The sequence below is a fragment of the Sinorhizobium sp. 8-89 genome, from assembly GCF_030124325.1.
Taxonomy (GTDB): Bacteria; Pseudomonadota; Alphaproteobacteria; order Rhizobiales; family Rhizobiaceae; genus Sinorhizobium.
The window spans coordinates 271,185-292,416 of record NZ_JASKLR010000001.1 but is presented as its reverse complement, the minus strand read 5'-3'; the positions used below and the strand labels follow the sequence as shown (position 1 = coordinate 292,416).

The following is a 21,232-nucleotide window of genomic DNA, read 5'->3' as shown; positions in this document are numbered from 1 at the left end:
GCCCTGATAGAAACGGGCTTCACCGCAATCGAAATCCCGCTGAACTCGCCCGATCCGTTTCGCTCCATCGAAATCGCCCTGAAGATGGCGCCTGCCGACTGCCTGATCGGCGCGGGAACCGTGTTGACGACCGCGCAAGTGGAACAACTCGCCGACGTCGGCGGACGGCTGATGGTGAGCCCCAATGTCGAACCGTCAGTGATCAAGCTTGCCGCGACGAAAGGCATGGTGACGATGCCGGGCGTCTTCACGCCGACCGAGGCTCTTGCCGCCGCCAGCGCGGGCGCGACCGGTCTCAAGTTCTTTCCGGCGAGCGTACTCGGCCCCTCGGGCATTGCGGCGATCCGCACCGTTCTTCCAAGCGATATCGAGATCGCAGCCGTCGGCGGCGTGTCGGAGAGCAACTTCGCCGACTACGCCAAGATCGGCGTTCGCAGCTTCGGCCTCGGTTCGAGTCTCTACAAGCCCGGTATGACCGCCGCGGAGGTCGGAGAGCGAGCGAAGGCGACGCTCGAAGCATACGACACCGTTTATGGGGGGCAATGATGATCGATCCCGTTCCCTTCTCTGGCCGCATTCTTTGCAATCTCGACTCCGCGCTCGGCGAAGGCCCAACCTTCGACCCCGGCAGCGGCACCGCCTGGTGGTTCAACATCACCGGCCAGGAACTGCACGAGCTGCATATCGAAAGCGGCCGAAAGACGGTTCACCCCCTGCCCTTTCTCGGGAGCGTGCTTGCCGTCATTGATCCCGCACGCCAGCTGATTGCGTCGGACCAGGGTCTCTTCCTTCGCGATACGGAAAGCGGCAAGTTCTCCCCTTTCGCCCTGCTCGAGGACGAGCCTGCCAACCGCTCCAACGATGGTCGCGTCCATCCTTCCGGCGCTCTCTGGATCGGTACGATGGGGCGCGGCGCGGAAAAACATTCGGGCTCCATCTACCACGTCGCCGGCAACCGTGTGACGAAGCTCTACGGCAACATCAGCATTCCGAACGCAATTTGCTTCTCGCCCGATGGAGCCACGGCGTATTTCGCCGATACGGACGTCAACCAGCTGATGCGCGTCGATATTGATCCCGCTACCGCACTTCCGACCGGCGACGCCGTCGTTCTTGCCGACGAGAGTTCGTCACCCGGCGGTCTCGACGGCGCGGTTTGCGATGCCGACGGGCTGATCTGGAACGCGCGCTGGGGCGCAAGTTCCGTCGACGTCTATAAGCCGGACGGCCAAAAGATCGCCCGCTACGCCGTGCCCGCGACGCAGCCCAGCTGCCCCGCCTTCTTTGGAGCGAAGGCCGACCGGCTGCTGGTGACGTCAGCCTGGCAGGGGATGGACGGGGCCGCACGGGCGGCCGATCCAGATGCCGGCAAGACTTTCGACCTTGGCATCGAGGTCAAAGGTCGGTTCGAGCCCGCATTCCTGCTCTGATCACAACAAAGGCTGGCGTCGGATCGCCAAAAAGTCATACAATTGCACCATGCGATGAATCGTCATGGGAGGGATTCGGATGAGCGAAAAGAAAAAGGAACTGAGAAGCCGCCACTGGTATGGCGGAACTCACAAGGACGGCTTCATCCATCGGTCCTGGATGAAAAACCAGGGCTTCCCTGACCATGTTTTCGACGGACGACCGATCATCGGCATCTGTAACACCTGGTCCGAGCTCACGCCCTGCAACAGCCACCTGCGCGTTCTGGCCGAAGGCGTCAAACGCGGCGTCTGGGAAGCCGGCGGCTTTCCCGTCGAGTTCCCGGTTTCCTCGCTCGGCGAAACGCAGATGCGCCCGACCGCCATGCTCTTCCGCAACCTCCTGGCGATGGACGTCGAAGAGGCGATCCGCGCCCACGGGATCGACGGCGTGGTGCTGCTCGGCGGCTGCGACAAGACGACACCGGGCCAATTGATGGGCGCTGCCTCCGTCGACCTGCCGACGATCGTCGTTTCCTCCGGACCGATGCTGAACGGCAAATGGAAAGGCAAGGACATCGGTTCGGGCACGGATGTCTGGAAATTCTCGGAAGCCGTGCGGGCCGGTGAAATGAGCCTGCAGGAATTCATGGCCGCAGAAAGCGGCATGTCGCGCTCGCCCGGCGTCTGTATGACGATGGGCACCGCAACGACGATGGCCTCCGTGGTGGAAGCCATGGGCCTTTCGCTCCCGACCAACGCGGCACTTCCTGCCGTCGACGCCCGCCGCATGGCGCTAGCGCACATGACCGGCAAACGGATCGTCGAGATGGTGCACGAGGACCTCAGGCTGTCCAAGATCCTGACGAAGGAAAACTTCGAGAACGGCATCATCGCCAACGCCGCCGTCGGCGGGTCGACCAATGCCGTCGTCCACATGCTCGCGATTGCCGGCCGGGCCGGGGTCGACATCTGTCTTGAAGACTTCGATCGGGTCGGGGGTCAGGTTCCCTGCATCGTCAATTGCATGCCGTCGGGCAAGTATCTCATCGAGGATCTCGCCTATGCCGGCGGTCTTCCCGCCGTGATGAACCGCATTCAGCATCTGCTTCATCCGGACGCGCCGACCGTTTTCGGTGTTCCGATCAGCAAATATTGGGAGGGCGCGGAAGTCTATAACGACGACGTGATCCGGCCACTCGACAATCCGCTGCGTGCGGCGGCCGGCATCCGCGTGCTGAAAGGCAATCTCGCTCCCAACGGCGCTGTCATAAAGCCATCGGCTGCGAGCGAGCATCTGCTCGCGCACGAAGGCCCTGCCTATGTCTTCGAGACGATCGAGGACCTCAAGGCCAAGATCGACGATCCGGATCTGCCGGTGACCGAGGATACGATCCTCGTTCTCAAAGGCTGCGGCCCGAAGGGCTATCCCGGCATGGCGGAAGTCGGCAACATGCCGATCCCGCGCCAGCTTGTCGAAAAGGGTGTTCGCGACATGGTGCGCATTTCGGATGCGCGGATGTCCGGCACCGCCTTCGGCACCGTGGTCCTGCATGTCAGCCCGGAAGCCAACGCTGGCGGTCCGCTTGCGATCGTCAAGACCGGCGATCGTATCCGCCTCGATGCCCTGAAGGGCGAGTTGAACCTTCTGATCAGCGAGGAGGAGTTCCAAACGCGCATGGCCGCTTGGCAGCCGCCGGAGCAAAAATGGCACCGCGGCTACTATAAGCTCTATCACGAGACCGTACTGCAGGCCGACAAGGGTGCCGACCTCGATTTCCTCGTCGGCAAGAGCGGCAGCGACGTGCAACGCGAAAGCCATTAGAGCATCCCGCTTTCAGGTGGAATCACCGAAAGCGGATAAGATGCACGAGAATCAAAGTGCTGGAGCGTCCTTTGTGCGTTCATTTGAACGCACGGCGCTTCAGGATCATTTCGTTGTTCCATTGAAACATTGAGATGTCCAACCCTTTGAAACAACGCAATTTGGGACGGAAGACGCTGCTCCTGGACTTGCTCAGGGACGTCATCGACGCTCCATGTAAACCCACTGATCATTGAACAGGAAGGTCCCGGATCATTAAGATCGGGGACCTTCACTGCGAATTTCGTCGCTCTCTCAAAGTATTCGCCTGGAGCGATCCGAGAAGACTTGTCTGCCGGCCTAGATTTAGCTACGCCTAAACAAAGAAACGATTTCGTTAGCCGACTTTGCGTGACACGGCGACCAACCGCTTGATCCTGCCAAGACAAAGCATCCAAAGGTAGAATCGTCGCCATTGGCCCGGTCAGACACTTGCATTTTTTACGGAACAGATTTCGCTGCCGGACGTTGCTTGAGTATCACCAGCGCGGTGGGGAGGCCGTTTGCCAACGCCGCGGGGGTGATCGACAACGTCAACGAAAGGCAGTCTGATATGACAAAGAAACTTGTATCTTCCGTTGCGGCTGGCGCGCTTCTCGTGGGCGTTACCTTTGCCCCGACAAGTTTCGCACAGCAGACCACAACTCCCCCGCCTCCGGCCGAACCGGCACCCACGGAGATGCAGCCGGGCGGCACAACTCCGCCCGCGACAGAGCCTCCGGCAGCCGATCAGGCCCAGAAGCCTCCTCCGGCTGGTACTGAAGCGCCTGCTGATACGACCGCTGAAGCGGACTATCTGACCGAGCAGAAGGACGACCAGATCGCCACTAGCACCTATGTGGGCCAATCGGTCTACAATGCCGCCGATGAAAGCATCGGCGAAATCAACGATCTGATCATCAAGAAGGACGGCGGTGTCGAAGCGGCAGTGATCGGTGTCGGCGGCTTCCTCGGTATCGGCGAGAAGAACGTCGCGGTCCCGTTCGACCGGATCGAGATCGCCGAGCAGGCCGACACGGCAGCGTTGAAACTGACGACGACCGAAACGGCTGACACGCTGAAGGCCGCACCTGAGTTCAAGACGAAGGCGCAGCTAATGGCCGAGCGCCAGTCCGCGCAGCCAGTCGACACATCGACGACATCGTCGACGGGTACGACGCCGGCAACGCCGACGCAGCCGGCACCTCAGCAGTAAGTTGGCACCGAGCGGACCTCCCGCTCCTAACGCCCGAAAAAGCGGCGCGCTATGCGCCGCTTTTTTTGCGGGTCAGATCATTTCATTGAAACATGATCTAACTCTCCGAAAACTACGCAATTCCGAACGGAAACCTTTAGGCTTTCCGGAATTTCCCTAGAACAGAACGCCGTATCTCAGCGCGTCGTAGATGCCCGCATGGATATTGCGGCTCGCCACCGCATCGCCGATCCGGAACAAGTCGAACGTCCCTTCGGGATTGCGAACGGCAATCGGGTTTTCGCGACGGATAAGAGCCTTGTAGTCGACCGCGCCCAGATTGCGGGACAGCGGCTTGAGTTCCACGTAGAGTTCGGCCATCGGCACCGTTCCATGCTCGACGACCACTTGCGCGACCCGCCGCTCAACGGAAGCGGTCTCGGAAAAATCGGAACCCAGCGTCGCAACAAGCGAGTTGCCGTCGCGTCTCACCGATTTCAGCCGGGTGTTGATCGTTACCCGCACATTCTTCTCGGCGAAGGCCTTCGCATAGGGAACATGGTTCATGCCGCCCACCTCGGGCGCGAACATGCGCTCGGGCGAGACGATTTCGAGCTCGATGCCGGCTCTGGCTATCAGTTCCGCAGCGGTCATGCCGCTGTGCGCGCCGTTGTCGTCATAGAGCAGCACCGGCCCCTCGGCCTTCACCGTGCCGGCGATGATATCCCAGCTCGAAACGACGAGGTCGTCGCCTGCCCCGAGCGTGGGATTCTGGGCGATGCCGCCGGTCGCGACGACAACGAGATCCGGTTCACGCTCTAGCACGTCCTCCACGCCGGCAAAAACATTGTAATGGATCGGAACACCCAGCCGTTCGAGTTCGGAAAGCCGCCAGTCGACAATGCCGATCATTTCCCTGCGGCGGGGGTTTCGCGCCGCAAGTAGGATCTGGCCGCCAGCTTCGCCGGTCGCCTCCAGCAGCTCGACCGAGTGGCCGCGCTCGGCGAGCACGCGCGCGGCCTCGAGGCCGGCGGGTCCCGCTCCGACGACAACCGCCCGCCGGCGAGGTCCGTCGCTCTTCGAAATGACGTGCGGCACGATCGCCTCGCGCCCGGTGGCCGCGTTGTGGATACAGAGGGCGCCTCCGCCCTCATAGATGCGGTCGAGACAATAGGTTGCGCCGACGCAGGGCCGGATCTCGGCCTCGCGTCCCTGCTCGATCTTCCTGACGATATGCGGATCGGCGATATGGGCGCGGGTCATGCCGACCATGTCGAGCTTGCCTTCGGCGATCGCGTGGCGCGCCGTTGCGACGTCGGCGATGCGGGCGGCATGAAAGACCGGAAATTTTGTCGCCGCCCGAACTTCTCCGGCGAAGTCGAGATGCGGCGAGGCGGCCATGCCCTGGATAGGGATAACCTTGGTGAGCGGCGCGTCGTGGTCGATATGGCCGCGAATGATATTCAGGAAGTCGAGCTTGCCGGAATCGGCGAGCCGCCTCGCGATCTCGACGCCTTCTTCCTTCGACAGGCCCTGGTCCCAGTCTTCGTCCGCAACCATGCGCGTCCCGACGATGAAATCAGGACCGACCGTCCTGCGCACGGCGTCGAGCACCAGATTCATAAAGCGCAGGCGATTGTCGAGCGAGCCGCCATATTCGTCATCGCGATGATTGGTGGCCGGCGACCAGAAGCTGTCGATCAGATGGCCGTAGGCCTCGATCTCGATGCCGTCGAGGCCGGCGGCCTGCATGCGGCTGGCGGCCGCTGCATAATCGCTGACGATCCGCTCGATGTCCCACTCCTCGATTTCCTTCGGAAAGGACCGATGCGCGGGCTCGCGGATCGGAGAGGCGCTCAGCACCGGTAGCCAGTCGCCCTTGTTCCAGCTCGTGCGACGGCCAAGATGTGTCAACTGGATCATGACGGCGGTGCCGTGCTCATGACAGTCGTCGGCGATCTTCTTCAGCCATGGCACGATTTCATCCGCGTAGGCGTAGAGATTGCCGAAGGCCGGCGGCGAGTCCTCGGAAACGATCGCCGAGCCGGCCGTCATCGTCAGCGCGATCCCCCCTTTGGCCTTTTCCAGATGGTAGAGCCGATAGCGGTCCTTCGGCATGCCGTCTTCCGAATAGGCCGGCTCATGGGCCGTGGACATGATCCTGTTCTTGAGAGTCAAATGCTTTAGACGGTAAGGCTGGAGCAGCGGGTCTTTCGAGAGGGTCATTCAACGGTCCTTGGGCTGTCGTGCCGGTCAGTACCAGGCGTCGGGCATGCTGTTCTTGCGTCTGGTGACATAGTCCATCAGAGCCTCGTCGATTGCTACATCCAGAGGCGGCGCTTCATATTCGGCCAGCGTCTTCTTCCAGCTTCGGTTGGCGCGCGTCGCCATGTCCGTCTCGCCCTGCTCGACCCACTTCTCGAACGGTTCGTTGTCCGACAGCGCGCTGTCCCAGAAAGCGGTCTGATAGTTGCGCATCGTATGATCGCAGCCGAGAAAATGGCTGCCCGGTCCAACCTCCAGAAAGGCATCCATCGCAAGCGCATTGTCGTCGACGACCACGCCGGCGAGATAGGAGTGGAGCGCTCCGCAGAAATCGGTATCCATCACGAACTTCTCGTAGGACATCGCGAGCAGACCATCGACGAAACCCGCCGAATGCAGGATGAAGTTGGCGCCGCAATGGACTGCCGACAGCATCGACATGACGCCCTCCTGCATCGCCTGGGCGTCCGGCAGCTTCGAATTGGAAAAATTGCCGGCGCAGCGCAGCGGCAGGCCCAACCGGCGGGCGAGCTGCCCGACGACCATGCTGCCGATCGCCGGCTCCGGCGTCCCGAAAGTGGGCGAGCCCGAGCGAAGCGACATCGAGGAAAGAAAGTTGCCGAAGATCACCGGCGCTCCCTTTCGTTCGAGCTGCGTCAGCGCGCAGCCGGCAAGCGTTTCGGCATAGGACTGGGCGATGGCGCCGGCATTGGTCACAGGCCCCATCGCTCCGCCCAGGATGAAGGGCACGATGACCGCCGCCTGGTTGGCGCGCGCATAGGCGCGCAACGACCTGGTCATCGTTCCGTCCCAGACGAGCGGCGAATTGACGTTGACGTTGCCGAGAATGACGCAGTTCTTGTCCACGAAATCGGCGCCGAAGAGGATCCGCGCCATTTCGATCGAATCCTCTGCACGCTCCTCGGCCGTAATCGAGCCCATGAAGGCGCGATCGGAATATTTGATGTGGCTGTAGACCATATCGAGGTGGCGCTTATTGACGGGCACGTCGACCGGCTCGCAGATCGTTCCGCCGGAATGGTGCAGCCACGGACTCGACTGGGCGAGCTTCACAAGATTGCGGAAGTCCTCGATCGTGCCGTAGCGCCTGCCTTTGTCGAGATCCATGACGAAGGGAGAACCATAGGCCGGGGAAAAGACGACGTTGCGGCCGCCGATCTCGATGCTGCGGGCAGGATTGCGGGCGTGCTGGGTGAACTGCGGCGGTGCGGAACGGACGATCTCCTTCAGCATGCCGGGTTCGAAGGTGACCCGGACCCCATCGACTTTCGCGCCGGCTCGCTTCCAGTGATCAAGTGCCACGGCATCGTCGCGAAACTCGATCCCGACTTCGGCGAGGATGCGATCCGCGGTCCGCTCGATCCGCTGCAGGCTTTCCTCGCCGAGAACATCGTAGGTCGGTATGTTGCGGACGATAAAGGGAATGCCGAGATTCCTGCCGGCTTCCCGTCGCTGCGATCTCGCACCTCGGGTTCGCCGAGACGCCTCTCCCGTTGCTGCCGACGATGCTTCCATTTGCCAACCTCCCATCATTTCTCATGATGCTAGTGACCATCAACGTGATTGTAACGCTGGAAAAATTTGACGCATTCTATAAGCTGCATTTATGGGAAATCTGCGCCGCCTGCTTCCTTCCGCCGCCAGCCTCATCGTTTTCGAGGCGGCCGGCCGGCATCAGAATTTCACCCGCGCCGCAAATGAGCTCGGAATGACGCAAGCGGCCGTATCTTACGCCATCCGAGGTCTCGAGGACCAACTCGGCGTGCCGCTGTTTCACCGCGTGCACCGCGCGGTTGAATTGACGGAGGCAGGCGAAAAATTCCATGCGGACGTGTCCGTTGGCCTGTCGCGGATCCAGAAATCGGCCGAGGATATTCGTGCGAAAGGTCGCGAGACGAATGTCACGCTCGCCGCTTCGACCGCCTTTGCCTCGATGTGGATGCTTCCGCGGCTGACGCGGCTGCGCGAAGACCTGCCGGAGATCGATCTTCGCATCCAGACCAGCGTGCGCGACCTCGATCTCGACGAAGAACCCATTCCCTTAGGCGTTCGAGGCGGAGATCCCAGCCATTGGCCACGATATCATGCGGCTCTGCTGGCCGAGGAAGTGGTCAACGCGGTCGCGACGCCCGCCTATATCGAGGCGCATGGCCTGCCGGAGACGCCGGCCGACCTGATGCGACACAATCTCATCCATCTCGAAGAGCCCGTGCGGCGGGCCTGCGACTGGACGGAGTGGTTCGCGAGTGCGGGTCTTGCCGATCCTGCGCAGGGGCGACGGCTTACGATAAACGACTACGTGCTGGTCATCCAGGCAGTGCTTGCCGGGGAAGGAATCGCGCTCGGCTGGGAACACCTGATCGAGCGGCAGGTCCGCTCCGGCGCACTTGTTCCGGTGGGCGGGCACGTGTTGAAGACCGGACATGCATTCTATGTCGTCTGGCCGCGGTCGCGCGAACTCAACACGCAAGCACGGCGCATCAGGGACTGGCTACTCGACGAGGGATTGCATGATCGTTCCGCGGTCGGTGCCGATGAAGGCGGCCGTCAACGCGATGCCGCAGCAACGTCGCGATAGCGATCCGAAAGATAACGCATCGTCGCAACGGCGTCCGCCGGCTTGCCGTAGAAATAGCCCTGCCCCATGCCGCAGCCGAGCGCCTTCAACTTCAGCGCTTCGGAAAAATCCTCGATGCCTTCGGCGACGACCTCAAGCTCCAGCCCTTCGCACATCGAGACGATGGCCTTGATGATATGTTCCGACGCGCGATCGGCGGAGATCCGGGAGACGAAGGCGCGATCGATCTTCACCTTGTCGAAGGAAAAATCCCGCAGCCGGCCGAGGCTCGATTGTCCCGTCCCGAAATCATCGAGCGAGACGCGCACGCCCGCCGCCCGCAACTCGGAAACGATCTTCTGCGCCACGTCCGCATCCGCCATCACCGCTGTCTCGGTGATTTCAAGCTCCAGCCGGCGTGGGTCGAGCCCGACCTGGTTGATGATCGACAGCAGACGCGCGCTGGTCGCGGTATCCATCAGCTGCGCAGAGGAGAGATTGAAGGAAAGGAAAAGCTCCTTCGGCCACGACAGCGCGGCCTGTGCTGCCTTGCGCAAAAGCGTTTCCGCCAGCGACTCGATAAAACCGCGCTCTTCGGCAAGTGGCACGAACACGGATGGCGAAACGTAGCCGAGATCCGCGTCGCACCATCTTGCCAACGCTTCGAAGCCGACGACCGTGTCGCTGCGAAGGTCGACGATGGGCTGAAAATGCACGTCGACCTGATCGGCTATGATCGCGTTGCGCAGCGCCTGTTCGAGCTGCGTGGCGCGCTTCATCTCCTGGGCTATCTCCTGCGAATAGACGGTGATCTGGCCACGACCGCGCCGTTTCGACCGATAGAGCGCTGTGTCGGCGCTCTTCAGCAGGTCTTCAAAGCTATTGCCGGCGAAAGGATAGACCGCGAAGCCGAAGGACGCCGACAGGCGGACGTTGCGGTCGCCGAGATCGAAGGGCGCCGACAGCACTTCCTTCAGCACGCGGCCAAGCTTTTCGGCGCCCTTGCGCTCGAAGATCAGCGGCAGGACGAATGCGAACTCGTCATCCGAAGTGCGTGTCACGGTCGCACCTTCCGGAACGCAGGCTTTCAGGCGGTGTGCGACCTGGCAGAGGATCTGATCGCCAGCTTCCGGCCCGAACAGGTCATTGATCGGCTTGAAGCCATCGAGATTGGCAAGGCCTATGGTGAACGGCGCCGGGTCGCTCGCGCGTTCCGCGGCAAGCTCGCAGACCTTTTGCCGCAAATGCCGGCCATTACCCAAGCCGGTCAGTTGATCGATGAGCGGCACGGGAGGCGGCACCTCGACAATCTCATGACCTGCGGCCTGCCTCCACATCATGGCCGCAAGCTCTCGCAGCGGACTGGCGCAGGCGCTGCGAAACGGCCGCGGCGCAGCGATCCTCGCCGACGGACATGGATCTCCCGCATCGGCGAAAGCAGTGGCTGGGCGGCTGGACGAAACGCATTCATTGCTGCGAGGCTCTACACTTTCTGGCAGTTCGATGCAGACGATGACAATCGGGGGTTAACAATCCCATATCGCCTCGCTATCAAATCTTCCGTCGGCATCCCTAATTCTGAAGAATTGACAGGATTGAAGCCTCAGCCGACGGCACGCATGTTCCCCGTGGGCATGTATTTTCTGAGGATCGCTTCGATCATGTCCGGGCTGACCGGTTTCATGATGTGGTCGTCCATCCCGACCGCTTCACATTGCCGAAGGTCGATATCGAGCGCCTGCGCGGTTACCGCAATGATCGGTGTCCGTCGACCAGTCCCCTTTTCGGCATCGCGGATGGCCGCTGCGGCATCGAAGCCGTTCATGACCGGCATCGAGACGTCCATGAGGACCAATGCCGGCTGAAGTTCGTGCCAGAGCTCTACCGCCTCCCTGCCATTCGCGGCGATCCGATGGGAAACCCCAAGTCCCTCGAGTATCTGGGCGAAGACGAACTGGTTGATCTGATTGTCCTCGGCGACCAGCACTTCAATGTCCGGCGCGTGCGTTCCGGGCGCAACATCGCTTTCAAAGGAGATTTCCCAGTCCGCCTGCGAAAGCGACGCCCGCGCCTGTGGACGCTCGGCGCAAGCGCGAAAGATCTCCGCGAGCAGGTGGCCGGCATCGATGTCGCCGGAGATCTTGAGGACAGGGCTTGCATGCCAGCCGGCAAGGACACGCGCGAACTCCGAGAAGGCGCCATCGAGCACCAGGATATCGAGCTTTACCCCGAAACGTTCGGCAGCCGATGCGAAAGTCTCGAGTTCGTCGATGTTGCGCACAGCACAGGCATCGAGACCGGAACCGCGCAGACGCGCAACGAGCCGTTCCTCCACGCTTCGGTCGCCGGTCGCCAGCAGCACGCGCAGTCCACGCGCGGGCAGGGTCTCGATCATCGATCCCGCCTCGACCAGTTGCTGAACATTCAATGCACGGAAGGGATCGTAGAAATTCTGTGCCGGTGTAAAGATGCTGTAGTCCAGAATCTGCAGACCGCTGCCGCCCTTGTTCTCACCCGTGCCGTGATACCAGGCCGCAATATCGGTGACATCGTTCATGCAGGTCACGACGAAATGGCGGCCGGGCATGCCGATGCGATATTTGCGCGTCACGACCCAGAGATCGCTCCCATCGGCGCGCACGATATGTTCCGCTTCCGAATATGGCTTGCCGGTTTCGAGCACCAGTCGATCCGACTGTTCGAACCGCTCCGCCAATTCGGCATCTACGAGATCCCAGGCGGAGCGCCCGAGGACCGTCTCCTGCGTCAGATCATGAATTGTGCAGAACGCCTTATTGACGGCGATGTAGTTGAGGTTTCGGTCTTTGACGCAGATCGGATTCGGCTGCGCGTCGAGAATCTCTTCCGTCAGCTCCACGCGTTCTAGATCGGTCTGAACCTGTTCGTCGCGCTTCTTCTGTTCGGAAACATCGGTGACGGACAAGATGCCGATACCGCTCGACAACCGGCGCTTGCGCAGAGAGACCCAGCGGGTACGGCCCGCCCGCTCAACATTCTCGTAGCGCTCGCGCCAATGCAGCGCCATATGCTCGGCGATCCAATCTTCCCTGTTTGTCCGGCGGCGGCTGTTCTCAGGCAATGTTCCCGGGCGCACACCGGTGTCATAGACGGCACCGAGAAAATCGCGAAGCCGAGTGCCGGGCGCCAAAAGGCGGGCTGGAACCGGAAAGAACTGCAGCATCGAGGGGCTGGCGAACAGGATCGTGTCGTCTCGACCGCAGACAAGCAAAGCAAGGCCAAGCGCGTCGCAATTCGACTCGAGAATGACCCTGTTGATGTCTGCGCCGCCCGACGCCACATCGTTCATCGCGCTGTCCTCATTTCGCCCTCTGCATGGTTCCTTAAATCGGAAACGATTTAGGACAAAACGATGCAGCAATCCAAAGTTTACAGCGGCCTTTGGGCGTCTGAAAAGACACTCGGCGCTGTGGCGGCGGTTTCATTCCGGGACATGCTGGTTGGCCTCGGAAGGCGTCTCTTCGGGCGGAATGCGGGGCGCGGCGTCCAGCAACGCCGCGGAGCTCCAAAGACAAAACCCGTTCTCATTCAGGTTGTTGTGGAAAATCGCAGCAGAACGTTAAAGCGGGATTAAATCATGGCCGCATTTTCCAGACCGATCGCCTCGTGATCGCGCCGTCTGCGACGGCACCGCCGCACAAGGCCCTTTCCCTCGCGCGCCGAATCCGGGAAAATGGGTCATGATCATCAAACAGCTTTCAGAAACACTCATCAACCAGATCGCCGCCGGTGAGGTCATCGAGCGGCCCGCCAGCGCCGCAAAGGAGCTGATCGAGAATGCGCTCGACGCAGGCGCGACCAGAATCGAGATCGCAACTGCGGGCGGTGGCAAGACACTGCTCAGGGTGACCGACAACGGCAGTGGCATGTCGCCGGGCGATCTCGCTCTGGCGGTTCAGCGCCATTGCACTTCCAAGATCAGTGACAGCCTAACCGATATCCGGACTCTCGGCTTTCGCGGCGAGGCCCTGCCCTCGATCGGATCGGTCGCGCGCCTGTCGATCACGACGCGAACGGCCGGCGCGAATGAGGGCGCAGCGATTACTATCGCCGGCGGCAGGACCGAAACCGTTCGCCCGTCACCTGCCAATGTGGGCACCGTCGTCGAGGTGCGCGACCTTTTCTTCGCAACCCCTGCCCGACTCAAATTCATGAAATCGGAAAAGGCGGAGGCCGCCGCGATTTCCGAGGTCGTCCGCCGCATGGCGATCGCCTTCCCGAAGGTGCGCTTCGTGCTCTCGGGCTCCGACCGCACGACCTTGGAGTTCCCCGCCACCGGCGAAGACCGCCTGACTCGGATGGCGCAGGTACTCGGCAAGGATTTCCGCGACAATGCAATAGAGATCGAAGCCGAACGGGAGGACACCCGGCTTACGGGGTTCGCCGGCGTGCCGACCTTCAACCGCGGCAACTCGCTTCAACAATATGTCTTTGTCAACGGTCGGCCGGTGCAGGACAAGCTCATCCTGTCCGCCATCCGCGCCGCGTATGCCGAAACCATTCCACAAGGCCGCTACCCGGTTGCCGTGCTGTCGATCGAGCTCGACCCGGCGCTCGTCGATGTCAATGTCCATCCGGCGAAGTCGGACGTCCGGTTTCGCGATCCGGGCCTGATCCGTGGATTGCTCATCGGCGCGATCCGCGAGGCGCTCGCACGCGATGGGGACCGTGCCGCGACCACCGGCGCAAGCGGAATGATGCGCGCCTTCCGGCTGGAGATGCAGAGGCCGCCGCAGCCCTGGACGCCGGCGGCGTCGCCCTATCGGCCGATGCATTTCGACCAAACAGCGAACGGCTTCGCAGAGACAACGCAGCGAGCCTTTGCGGAATTCTCGCAGCCGTCGGCACGGTCCACCGCTCCAGCGGACGAAACACGTGTTTCTGACGCAACTGCTCCATCCTTTCCGCTTGGCGCTGCGCGTGCGCAGCTCCATGAAAATTACATCGTCGCGCAGACGGACGATGGCCTCGTCATCGTCGACCAGCACGCCGCGCATGAGCGCCTCGTCTTCGAGACCATGCGGACCGCGCTCCATTCCCGCCCGGTACCCGCACAGACGCTGCTCATCCCCGAGATCGTCGATCTTCCCGAGGACGATTGCGACCGACTGATGACGCATGCCGATGAATTCGCCCGTCTCGGCCTCGTGATAGAACGCTTTGGGCCGGGGGCGATCGCCGTGCGCGAAACGCCTGCCATGCTGGGCGAAGTGGATGCGGCGGGCCTGGTGCGGCAACTCGCCGACGAGCTTGCGGAATGGGATACGGCAACGGGCCTTGCAGGGCGGCTCGAATATCTCGCGGCGACGATGGCTTGTCACGGTTCGGTCCGCTCTGGCCGCCGCATGCGGCCGGAGGAGATGAACGCGCTGCTTCGCCAGATGGAAGCGACACCGGGCTCTGGCCAGTGCAATCACGGCCGGCCGACCTATATCGAGCTGAAGCTCTCGGATATCGAACGGCTCTTCGGCCGCAGCTGACGAGCGATCGACAGCCCGCGAGTTGCGCGCCGCGCGCACTGGTGTTTTTCCGGGCACTGGGATAGATCAGGGAAGCGATCGAAAGTGAGAAGGCAGACGCAGGCAATGATGAACCGCTTTGAAGGAAGTTCTTCGCGCGAGGCGAAGATCCGCTATCTCGATGGCGACGTCCAGATCGTGCTTGCCGGATCGCACGTCGTCTGTGCCATGACGGGCAAGGCGATCCCAGTGGACGAGTTGCGCTACTGGAGCGTCGCCCGGCAGGAGCCCTATGTGGACGCCGCAGCCTCCCTAGAAGCGGAAAAACGTGCCGGCGCGCTCCCCAACCAGCGGCGCTGAAGAAGCCGGTTTCGTTAGCCCCGTCAGAGAGTAACTGCTTTCCCCTCCCGGAGCTTGCGCGTCCGCGCGGCGGCAAGCGTCCGGTCGATGACTTTGCCGGGGATTGACGGGTCGTCGAAGCGCACGTCGATTTCGATCACCTTGCTCCTGCGCGCCAGCTCTCCCGCCCTTCCATGTCCGGGTTCGAGACGGACCATGTCCTTCGATGTGGTCACCAGCGTGTAGCCCTGGCTCGCGGCGCGATCGAGCAGGTCGCCGATTTCATCGTCGGAGAAGTGATGATGATCCGGAAAGCTCCGCGTCTCCTTGATGATCGCACCCGTCTCGCGCACGGTCCGGAAAAACTTCTCCGGATCGGCGATACCGGCCCAGGCAAGAACCTTGACGCCTGCAAGCTGCCCGTCGTCGATCCGGATGGTTTCCGCCGCATAGACGGGCTTGCCTGCCCGGGCCGCGCGGCGGACCAGAGGGTCGGCCGCAGATCCGTTGCCGATCTTCAGAAGCGCCGTTGCGTGCCGCAACTGGTCGCCGATGGGTGCGCGAACCGGTCCCGAGGGCACGAGGTGTCCATTGCCGATGCCCCGCCCGGAATCGACCACAAGCAAGGCGAAGTCGAATGCAAGCCGCGCGCTCTGAAAGCCATCGTCCATGATGATGATGTCGGCGCCTTCGGCGGCGAGCTTGCGCGCGCCCTCGACACGGCGGCGGCAGACGACGGTCAACGCTTCACGGGCAAGCAGCAGCGGCTCGTCGCCGACGTCGCGGGCACGGTGGTGATGCGGGTCGACGATCGTCGTGACGTCCAGCGAGCCGCCGTAGCCGCGGCTTAAGAAGCCCGGCTTCAACCCCTTCGCCTTGGCCGCTCGCGCAAGCGCGATGGCGGTCGGCGTCTTTCCAGCCCCGCCGACGGTGAAGTTGCCGACACAGATGAGCGGCACCGGCGCCGAGGCGCGGCGGGCTCGATCCATGCGCATGCCGGCGACGCGGCCGTACACCCAGGAAAACGGCCAGAGCGCATAGGCGCGCCAATCAGCCTTGGTCCACCAGAACGGTGGCGCTTCGGAAACCATTCTGTCTAATCTGCCTCCACGACCTGCCCTGCCCCCAAACCGGCCAGGAAAGCGCCCCCTACAGCGCCGTGTGTCTGGTAAGACACGCGAAAGTCGCTGTAGCACTTGAAGTTCTTATCCTCAAATCGGCTCCGATTTAAGGAAACATGCGGTAGCTCCGCCGCAGCCGCGCTGGACTGAACGACGCGACGGACAAAAAACGTCAGAACGGGAAAAAAGGCAAGCCGGACGGTGCCCCAGAGCTAAAGCACCGCTTCCAGTTCGGTTATGTCGGTGAGGCAATGATCCGAGGCCGCGGCAAGGGACTGGCGCGAGCCTGTTCCGGTCAGGACGGCGACCGTCAGGCCGACGCCGGCATTGCGACCCATGTGCATGTCGTGATTGTTGTCGCCGACGACCGCCACCTGATGTGGCTCGAGCCCCGTCGCCGCACAGAAGCCGAGCACCATGCCCGGTTCCGGCTTGACGCCATGACCGCTGTCATAGCCGGCGACGTAATGCAGGTAGCCGTCGAAACCGAAGCGTCTGGCGGTTTCCCGGATCGATCGTTCATTGTCGCTCGAGGCGACGCCCAGACGATAGCCCTTTGAATGCAGGCCGGCGAAGAAGGCTCCGAGATCGGTTACCGGAACGGCATAGTCTGCGGACTGTGCAAAGAGGCCGTCGAAAAGCGTCGTCAATTCCTCGATGGTGAAGGGCGCACCGGCACAAACCATGCCCGTCGCGATTTCCACCGTGTTGCCGGCGGCAAGGAGGCTATCCGGTGCAACATACCCGCTGTCCGGGTCCATTCCGCCAGCCTGAAGCAGCACTCTCGCCAGCTGCTCGTCGCCCTTGGCCGCAATGCGCGCCAGTTCGTAGTTCACGGGTACCCAACTCTTCACGTAGTCAAGAAGCGTGCCGTCCTTGTCGAACAAAATGCCGGCGATTGTTTTCGAGGCGACCATGATCCATCCGCAATCGGTGCTTCAGCCTTCGACACGCGGCTCCAGCCGCGCCTTCACGACCAGCGGGTTGATATAGGGCTCGAGTCCCTTGACCGTTGCCGTCAGCGCGCCACGCATCTGTTGCACGCTTTCGAGACCGGCGTCGATCATCGAGCGACGCATGTCGTCGTTGCCGAGCAGATAGTTGACGCCTTTGGCCAGCATTTCGACATCGCGCACGATCTTGGCGCTGCCGTTCTTGGCAAGCATCTGGTAGGTCTCGCGAAAATTCTGGACGTTGCCGCCGGAAAGCACCGCGCAGCCGAGCATAGCCGGCTCCAGCGGGTTCTGTCCGCCTTCGGCGAAGAGCGAACGTCCGACGAAGGCGACTTCGGTCAGCCGCAGATAGAGACCCATTTCGCCAATCGTGTCACCAAGGAAAATGTCGACATCCGGTGTCAGCGGGTCGTTGCGCGTCCGCCGCGCGACCTTCAAGCCCTTGGCGACCAGCGCCGCCTCGATCGCGTCGCATCGCTCAGGATGACGCGGCACGATGATCGTCAAGAGACCCGTCCTGTCCTTCAATGCACCATGAACGATGGCCGCGGCATTCTCCTCGCCCTCGAAGGTGGAGATCGCCGCCCAGGTCTTGCGGGTGCCGATCTGCTGGCGATATTCCTTGAGCGCCTTCGGATCATGCGGCGGGGCGTCGGTATCGACCTTAAGGTTGCCGGAGACCATGACCGGGAGGGCGCCCAGCGTGCGAAACCGGTCAGCATCCACGTCGGACTGCGCGATGACGAGCGCCAGGTTTTCGAAGAGTGCATCTGCCAGCGACGGCCGCTTTTTCCAGCGCGCGAAGGTCCGGTCCGAAAGACGACCATTCACCAGAACCTGCGGAATGTGCCGCTTGCCGAGTTCGATGATGGTCATCGGCCAGATTTCCGATTCCGCGATGATCGCCAGATCCGGTTCCCAATAGTCGAGAAAGCGGCTCACCGCCGGCTTGAAATCGAGCGGCACATATTGGTGGACGACGCTGGAGCCCAGCCGTTCTGCGGCCACTCGGGCCGACGTCGTCGTGCCGGTGGTCAGTACCACCGCAATGCCGCGACGGCGGATTTCCTTGATCAGCGGTGTGACGGCTGCCGTTTCCCCGACGCTCGCTGCATGAAACCAGACAAGCGGCCCCTGTGGGCGCGGCGCGCTCGCATAACCGTAACGCTCGCGGCGGCGCGCCGGGTCCTCCTTGCCCTTCGCTGCGCGTATGGCGAGATAGGACCAGACCAGAGGATAGATTGCTGTCCCGATCCAGCGATAGCTGGAGAGCGCAAGCCGTGCACGAAGGCCGCTCATGAAAACGCGCCCTCATTCATGCGCAGCTTCACGCGGGTGGTACACACAGCCCGGGCGCAGGCACGCCGCATGCGTCCCAACGACACCGACATCAATCATTTTCCGGATCGAGCAGACGATGCATATGAACAATGAAATAGCGCATATGGGCGTTGTCGACCGTCATCTGCGCCTTGGCCTTCCAGGCGGCAAGAGCGCTTTCGTAATCGGGAAAGATGCCGACGATGTCGAGCTTGTCCAGATCGCGGAACTGGACGTTCGTGAGCGTCGTCAGCTCACCGCCGAAGACGAGGTGCAAACGTTGTTTTTTCACGGATTCTTGAGCCATCGGGGGTCCATTTTTTTTGAAGCGTGGCGTTGATTTGCGGCATTCGCCCCCAAAGGTCAATGGGGCTCCAGCAAGCGCGAGGCGGCCAGCAAAGCCGGGAGCGCCGGCCTAGAGGCTGCTCCAAGAAAGCCGTGCGTGACAATGGGGCGATTATAGGACAAAGGCACGCCGTCGAGCCCGCAGAGCACGCCGCCAGCCCGCGCAAGAATGAGGTCGGCAGCGGCCAGATCCCAGTCATGCGAGTTCTTCTTGACGATGGTCCCGTCGATCCGTCCATCCGCGATCATCGCCAGCCGATAGGCAAGCGACGGCACATGCGGCACGCGCACGACTTTTTTGCGATAGGCCGGAGCCAACTTGCCGACCAGATCCTCGGCCATCGCGACCTTCAGCGTCCCTTGAGGTTCGAGCGTGCGCACAGCGATCGCAGCGCCGTTCTTTAGTGCCTCGCCGTCGCGGGTCGCCTGAAAAACCTCACCAAGCGCCGGCGCATAGAGCACGGCCGCAACGGGCTGCCCCCGATGGACGAGAGCGACGCTCACACACCAGAGATCGCGGCCGGAGATGAAGGCGCGCGTTCCGTCTATGGGATCGACCACGAAGACGCTTTCACGTGAAAGGCGGCTCTCGTCGTCATCCGTCTCCTCGGAAAGCCAACCATAATCGGGGCGTGCACCAAGCAGTCTTCCCTTGAGGATATCATTGGCGGCGAGATCAGCCCCGCTCACCGGCGAACGGCCCTCGTTCTTCCAGCGGACGTCAAAGGTCTTGCGAAAATATCCGAGCGCCGTGTCGCCTGCGGCGATCGCCGCGGCGAGGATCAGCTCAAGGTCCTCGCTCCAGACGGAGGCGAGCGGTCGGGCTGTTTCTGACATTCAACTCCATACGCGCAAGACCGGCATCGCGCGCCTCAATGTTAGAGGAACACGGCACTCGCGATCAGGTTCCGGCGAGCGTCATGCCTTCAATGGCAAGTGTCGGCGCGGCAATGCCGAATTTCCTGTCGATGTCGTCGGCAGGCGTCAAGGCCATGAACATCTGCTTGAGATTGGAAGCGATCGTTACCTCGGACACCGGAAATGTAATTTCGCCGTTCTCGATCCAAAAACCGGACGCGCCGCGGCTATATTCTCCCGTCACCATATTCACGCCCTGGCCGATGAGCTCGGTGACGTAGAAACCCGTTCCGACGCTCTTTATCAGATCGTCGCGCGAAATCGATCCGGGCTCGAGGGCGAGATTGGTCGAGGCGGGATTGACCGTGGGGCCGCCGCGAACGCCGCGTCCATTGGTTTCAAGACCGAGTTCCTTGGCCGCCGAGGTCGACAGGAACCAATGCTGCAGCACACCGTCCTCGACCATCGACAGCTTCGAACCGCTGACCCCCTCGCCATCGAAGGGCCGCGAGGAGGCGCCGCGAACGATCAGCGGGTCATCGGTGACCGCAATCCCCGCCTTCATGATCTGCCTGCCCATCATGTCGCGCAGAAAGCTTGTCTTGCGCGCCACCGACGCGCCGTTGATCGCGCCCGCGAGATGACCGACGAAACCGCGCGCAATGCGCGGATCGAAGACGACCGTGACGTTCTTTGCAGTCGGCACTTGGCGCGGGTTGAGGCGCGCGACCGCCCGCTCGCCGGCGACGCGGCCAATGTCGTCGGCCGTACGCAAATCATCGTAGTAGAGGCGACTGTCGAAATCGTAGTCACGCTCCATCTTCGTGCCCTCGCCCGCGATCGCGCTGACGGAGCGGCCAAAGCGGGTCGCCATATAGGAGCCCGAGAAACCATGCGACGTGACCAGAACGAGCCCGCCCATGCCGGCAGAAGCACCGGCACCGCTTGAATTGGTGACGCCGGACACGGCAAGCGCTGCGTCCTCCGCGGCAAGCGCGGCCTCGGTCAATGCTTCGGTCGACACGGCGCTGGCATCGAAGAGATCGAGGTCCGGATAGGATTTCGCGAGTCGGTCGGAGTCCGCCAGGGACGCGTATGGGTCTTCGGGCGAAGCCTTGGCCATCGCGACCGCCCGCTCCGCAAGCAGCTTCAGATCGAAACCGGGATTGGCGGAGACGCTTGCGACACGGCGCCCGACGAACACCCGCAGCGAAAAGTCATCGCTTTCCGAGGCTTCCGTCGCTTCGACCTTGCCAAGCCGGACCGAAACGGAACGGGAGCGGCCGCGCACGACGACCGCGTCCGCGTCGTCTGCACCAGCCCCGCGTGCGAGTTCGACGAGCTCGGCGGCTTGCTTTTCCAACGCAGCGGAATCGATCATCTCAGACATGATTTGGCCTTTCATTCCTGTCCCATTTATTGTGCACTGAACCATGCATCAAGGGCATCGTCTTGATTCCCGTCCCAGCATCCAAATGATATTCGGCAAAAAGCCCCGCGTGTGGGAT

General features: G+C 62.1%; 17 protein-coding genes. 7 read left to right on the top strand and 10 right to left on the bottom strand.

Features of this window, described 5'->3' with window-relative positions:
* The 4 genes from QN219_RS01395 to QN219_RS01380 all read left to right on the top strand — a co-directional run.
* Positions 1 to 546, top strand: a 546-nt coding sequence (locus QN219_RS01395; protein WP_283997395.1) for a 2-dehydro-3-deoxy-6-phosphogalactonate aldolase, incomplete at its 5' end; no start/stop codon positions are given.
* Positions 546 to 1,430 (top strand): SMP-30/gluconolactonase/LRE family protein, encoded by an 885-nt coding sequence (locus QN219_RS01390; protein ID WP_283997394.1) that lies wholly within the window; start codon positions 546 to 548, stop codon positions 1,428 to 1,430. The genes QN219_RS01395 and QN219_RS01390, both read left to right, overlap by 1 nt.
* Positions 1,431 to 1,509: 79 nt before the next feature.
* Complete coding sequence (locus QN219_RS01385) at positions 1,510 to 3,234, top strand: IlvD/Edd family dehydratase (RefSeq protein WP_283997393.1); 1,725 nt, start codon at positions 1,510 to 1,512, stop codon at positions 3,232 to 3,234.
* Positions 3,235 to 3,826: 592 nt separating this feature from the next.
* Entirely contained in the window at positions 3,827 to 4,468 is a 642-nt protein-coding gene (locus QN219_RS01380; RefSeq protein WP_283997392.1) for a PRC-barrel domain-containing protein, read from the top strand.
* 156 nt (positions 4,469 to 4,624) lie between these two features.
* Here the strand turns inward: QN219_RS01380 and QN219_RS01375 are convergent, their stop codons facing one another.
* Together QN219_RS01375 and QN219_RS01370 are read right to left on the bottom strand one after the other, a co-directional pair.
* Complete coding sequence (locus tag QN219_RS01375) at positions 4,625 to 6,673, bottom strand: NADH:flavin oxidoreductase (protein ID WP_283997391.1); 2,049 nt, start codon at positions 6,671 to 6,673, stop codon at positions 4,625 to 4,627.
* Between the two features lie 27 nt (positions 6,674 to 6,700).
* Positions 6,701 to 8,248 carry a trimethylamine methyltransferase family protein gene (locus QN219_RS01370; RefSeq protein ID WP_283997390.1) on the bottom strand — a complete coding sequence of 516 codons (1,548 nt, stop codon included), beginning with the start codon at positions 8,246 to 8,248 and terminating at the stop codon, positions 6,701 to 6,703.
* A gap of 91 nt (positions 8,249 to 8,339) precedes the next feature.
* On the opposite strand from QN219_RS01370, the gene QN219_RS01365 reads away from it, so the two are divergent.
* Positions 8,340 to 9,311: a LysR substrate-binding domain-containing protein gene (locus QN219_RS01365; RefSeq protein WP_283997389.1), complete on the top strand. Its 972-nt coding sequence runs from the start codon at positions 8,340 to 8,342 to the stop codon at positions 9,309 to 9,311.
* Here QN219_RS01365 and QN219_RS01360 read toward each other — a convergent pair.
* Complete coding sequence (locus QN219_RS01360; protein ID WP_283998229.1) at positions 9,281 to 10,627, bottom strand: bifunctional diguanylate cyclase/phosphodiesterase; 1,347 nt, start codon at positions 10,625 to 10,627, stop codon at positions 9,281 to 9,283. The two genes, QN219_RS01365 and QN219_RS01360, sit on opposite strands and share 31 nt — an antisense overlap.
* A gap of 266 nt (positions 10,628 to 10,893) precedes the next feature.
* Positions 10,894 to 12,618: a response regulator gene (locus QN219_RS01355; RefSeq protein ID WP_283997387.1), complete on the bottom strand. Its 1,725-nt coding sequence runs from the start codon at positions 12,616 to 12,618 to the stop codon at positions 10,894 to 10,896.
* Between the two features lie 391 nt (positions 12,619 to 13,009).
* Here QN219_RS01355 and mutL point away from each other — a divergent pair, with 391 nt between their 5' ends.
* Both mutL and QN219_RS01345 read left to right on the top strand, forming a co-directional pair.
* The gene (gene mutL / locus QN219_RS01350) at positions 13,010 to 14,809 is read left to right on the top strand and encodes a DNA mismatch repair endonuclease MutL (protein WP_283997385.1); all 1,800 of its coding nucleotides are present in this window, start codon (positions 13,010 to 13,012) and stop codon (positions 14,807 to 14,809) included.
* A gap of 105 nt (positions 14,810 to 14,914) precedes the next feature.
* On the top strand, positions 14,915 to 15,148 hold the full coding sequence (locus QN219_RS01345; protein WP_283998227.1) for a DUF2093 domain-containing protein: 234 nt from the start codon (positions 14,915 to 14,917) through the stop codon (positions 15,146 to 15,148).
* 23 nt (positions 15,149 to 15,171) lie between these two features.
* On the opposite strand, the gene lpxK is transcribed toward QN219_RS01345, so the two are convergent.
* The 6 genes from lpxK to QN219_RS01315 form a co-directional block, all read right to left on the bottom strand.
* Positions 15,172 to 16,218, bottom strand: a complete 1,047-nt coding sequence (gene lpxK / locus QN219_RS01340) for a tetraacyldisaccharide 4'-kinase (protein WP_283997383.1) — start codon at positions 16,216 to 16,218, stop codon at positions 15,172 to 15,174.
* 242 nt (positions 16,219 to 16,460) lie between these two features.
* Positions 16,461 to 17,165 carry an HAD family hydrolase gene (locus tag QN219_RS01335; RefSeq protein ID WP_283997381.1) on the bottom strand — a complete coding sequence of 235 codons (705 nt, stop codon included), beginning with the start codon at positions 17,163 to 17,165 and terminating at the stop codon, positions 16,461 to 16,463.
* A 21-nt stretch (positions 17,166 to 17,186) separates the two neighbouring features.
* Complete coding sequence (waaA, locus tag QN219_RS01330; RefSeq protein ID WP_283997380.1) at positions 17,187 to 18,500, bottom strand: lipid IV(A) 3-deoxy-D-manno-octulosonic acid transferase; 1,314 nt, start codon at positions 18,498 to 18,500, stop codon at positions 17,187 to 17,189.
* A gap of 91 nt (positions 18,501 to 18,591) precedes the next feature.
* Positions 18,592 to 18,828 carry a DUF4170 domain-containing protein gene (locus QN219_RS01325; protein WP_283998226.1) on the bottom strand — a complete coding sequence of 79 codons (237 nt, stop codon included), beginning with the start codon at positions 18,826 to 18,828 and terminating at the stop codon, positions 18,592 to 18,594.
* Between the two features lie 56 nt (positions 18,829 to 18,884).
* A complete protein-coding gene (locus tag QN219_RS01320) occupies positions 18,885 to 19,703 on the bottom strand; it encodes a 3'(2'),5'-bisphosphate nucleotidase CysQ (protein ID WP_283997378.1) in 819 nt (272 codons plus the stop codon).
* A 64-nt stretch (positions 19,704 to 19,767) separates the two neighbouring features.
* A complete protein-coding gene (locus QN219_RS01315) occupies positions 19,768 to 21,114 on the bottom strand; it encodes a TldD/PmbA family protein (protein ID WP_283997376.1) in 1,347 nt (448 codons plus the stop codon).
* Positions 21,115 to 21,232: the final 118 nt, after the last annotated feature.

Excerpts from the sequence above, each read along its gene's own strand:
- QN219_RS01360 (WP_283998229.1), bottom strand. The coding sequence starts at position 10,627 with ATGTGGAGGCAGGCCGCAGGTCATGAGATTGTCGAGGTGCCGCCTCCC.
- mutL (WP_283997385.1), top strand. The coding sequence starts at position 13,010 with ATGATCATCAAACAGCTTTCAGAAACACTCATCAACCAGATCGCCGCC.
- QN219_RS01390 (WP_283997394.1), top strand. The coding sequence starts at position 546 with ATGATCGATCCCGTTCCCTTCTCTGGCCGCATTCTTTGCAATCTCGAC.
- QN219_RS01370 (WP_283997390.1), bottom strand. The coding sequence starts at position 8,248 with ATGGAAGCATCGTCGGCAGCAACGGGAGAGGCGTCTCGGCGAACCCGA.
- QN219_RS01375 (WP_283997391.1), bottom strand. The coding sequence starts at position 6,673 with ATGACCCTCTCGAAAGACCCGCTGCTCCAGCCTTACCGTCTAAAGCAT.
- QN219_RS01320 (WP_283997378.1), bottom strand. The coding sequence starts at position 19,703 with ATGTCAGAAACAGCCCGACCGCTCGCCTCCGTCTGGAGCGAGGACCTT.
- waaA (WP_283997380.1), bottom strand. The coding sequence starts at position 18,500 with ATGAGCGGCCTTCGTGCACGGCTTGCGCTCTCCAGCTATCGCTGGATC.
- QN219_RS01335 (WP_283997381.1), bottom strand. The coding sequence starts at position 17,165 with ATGGTCGCCTCGAAAACAATCGCCGGCATTTTGTTCGACAAGGACGGC.
- QN219_RS01385 (WP_283997393.1), top strand. The coding sequence starts at position 1,510 with ATGAGCGAAAAGAAAAAGGAACTGAGAAGCCGCCACTGGTATGGCGGA.
- QN219_RS01345 (WP_283998227.1), top strand. The coding sequence starts at position 14,915 with ATGATGAACCGCTTTGAAGGAAGTTCTTCGCGCGAGGCGAAGATCCGC.
- QN219_RS01365 (WP_283997389.1), top strand. The coding sequence starts at position 8,340 with ATGGGAAATCTGCGCCGCCTGCTTCCTTCCGCCGCCAGCCTCATCGTT.
- QN219_RS01380 (WP_283997392.1), top strand. The coding sequence starts at position 3,827 with ATGACAAAGAAACTTGTATCTTCCGTTGCGGCTGGCGCGCTTCTCGTG.
- QN219_RS01315 (WP_283997376.1), bottom strand. The coding sequence starts at position 21,114 with ATGTCTGAGATGATCGATTCCGCTGCGTTGGAAAAGCAAGCCGCCGAG.
- lpxK (WP_283997383.1), bottom strand. The coding sequence starts at position 16,218 with ATGGTTTCCGAAGCGCCACCGTTCTGGTGGACCAAGGCTGATTGGCGC.
- QN219_RS01325 (WP_283998226.1), bottom strand. The coding sequence starts at position 18,828 with ATGGCTCAAGAATCCGTGAAAAAACAACGTTTGCACCTCGTCTTCGGC.
- QN219_RS01355 (WP_283997387.1), bottom strand. The coding sequence starts at position 12,618 with ATGAACGATGTGGCGTCGGGCGGCGCAGACATCAACAGGGTCATTCTC.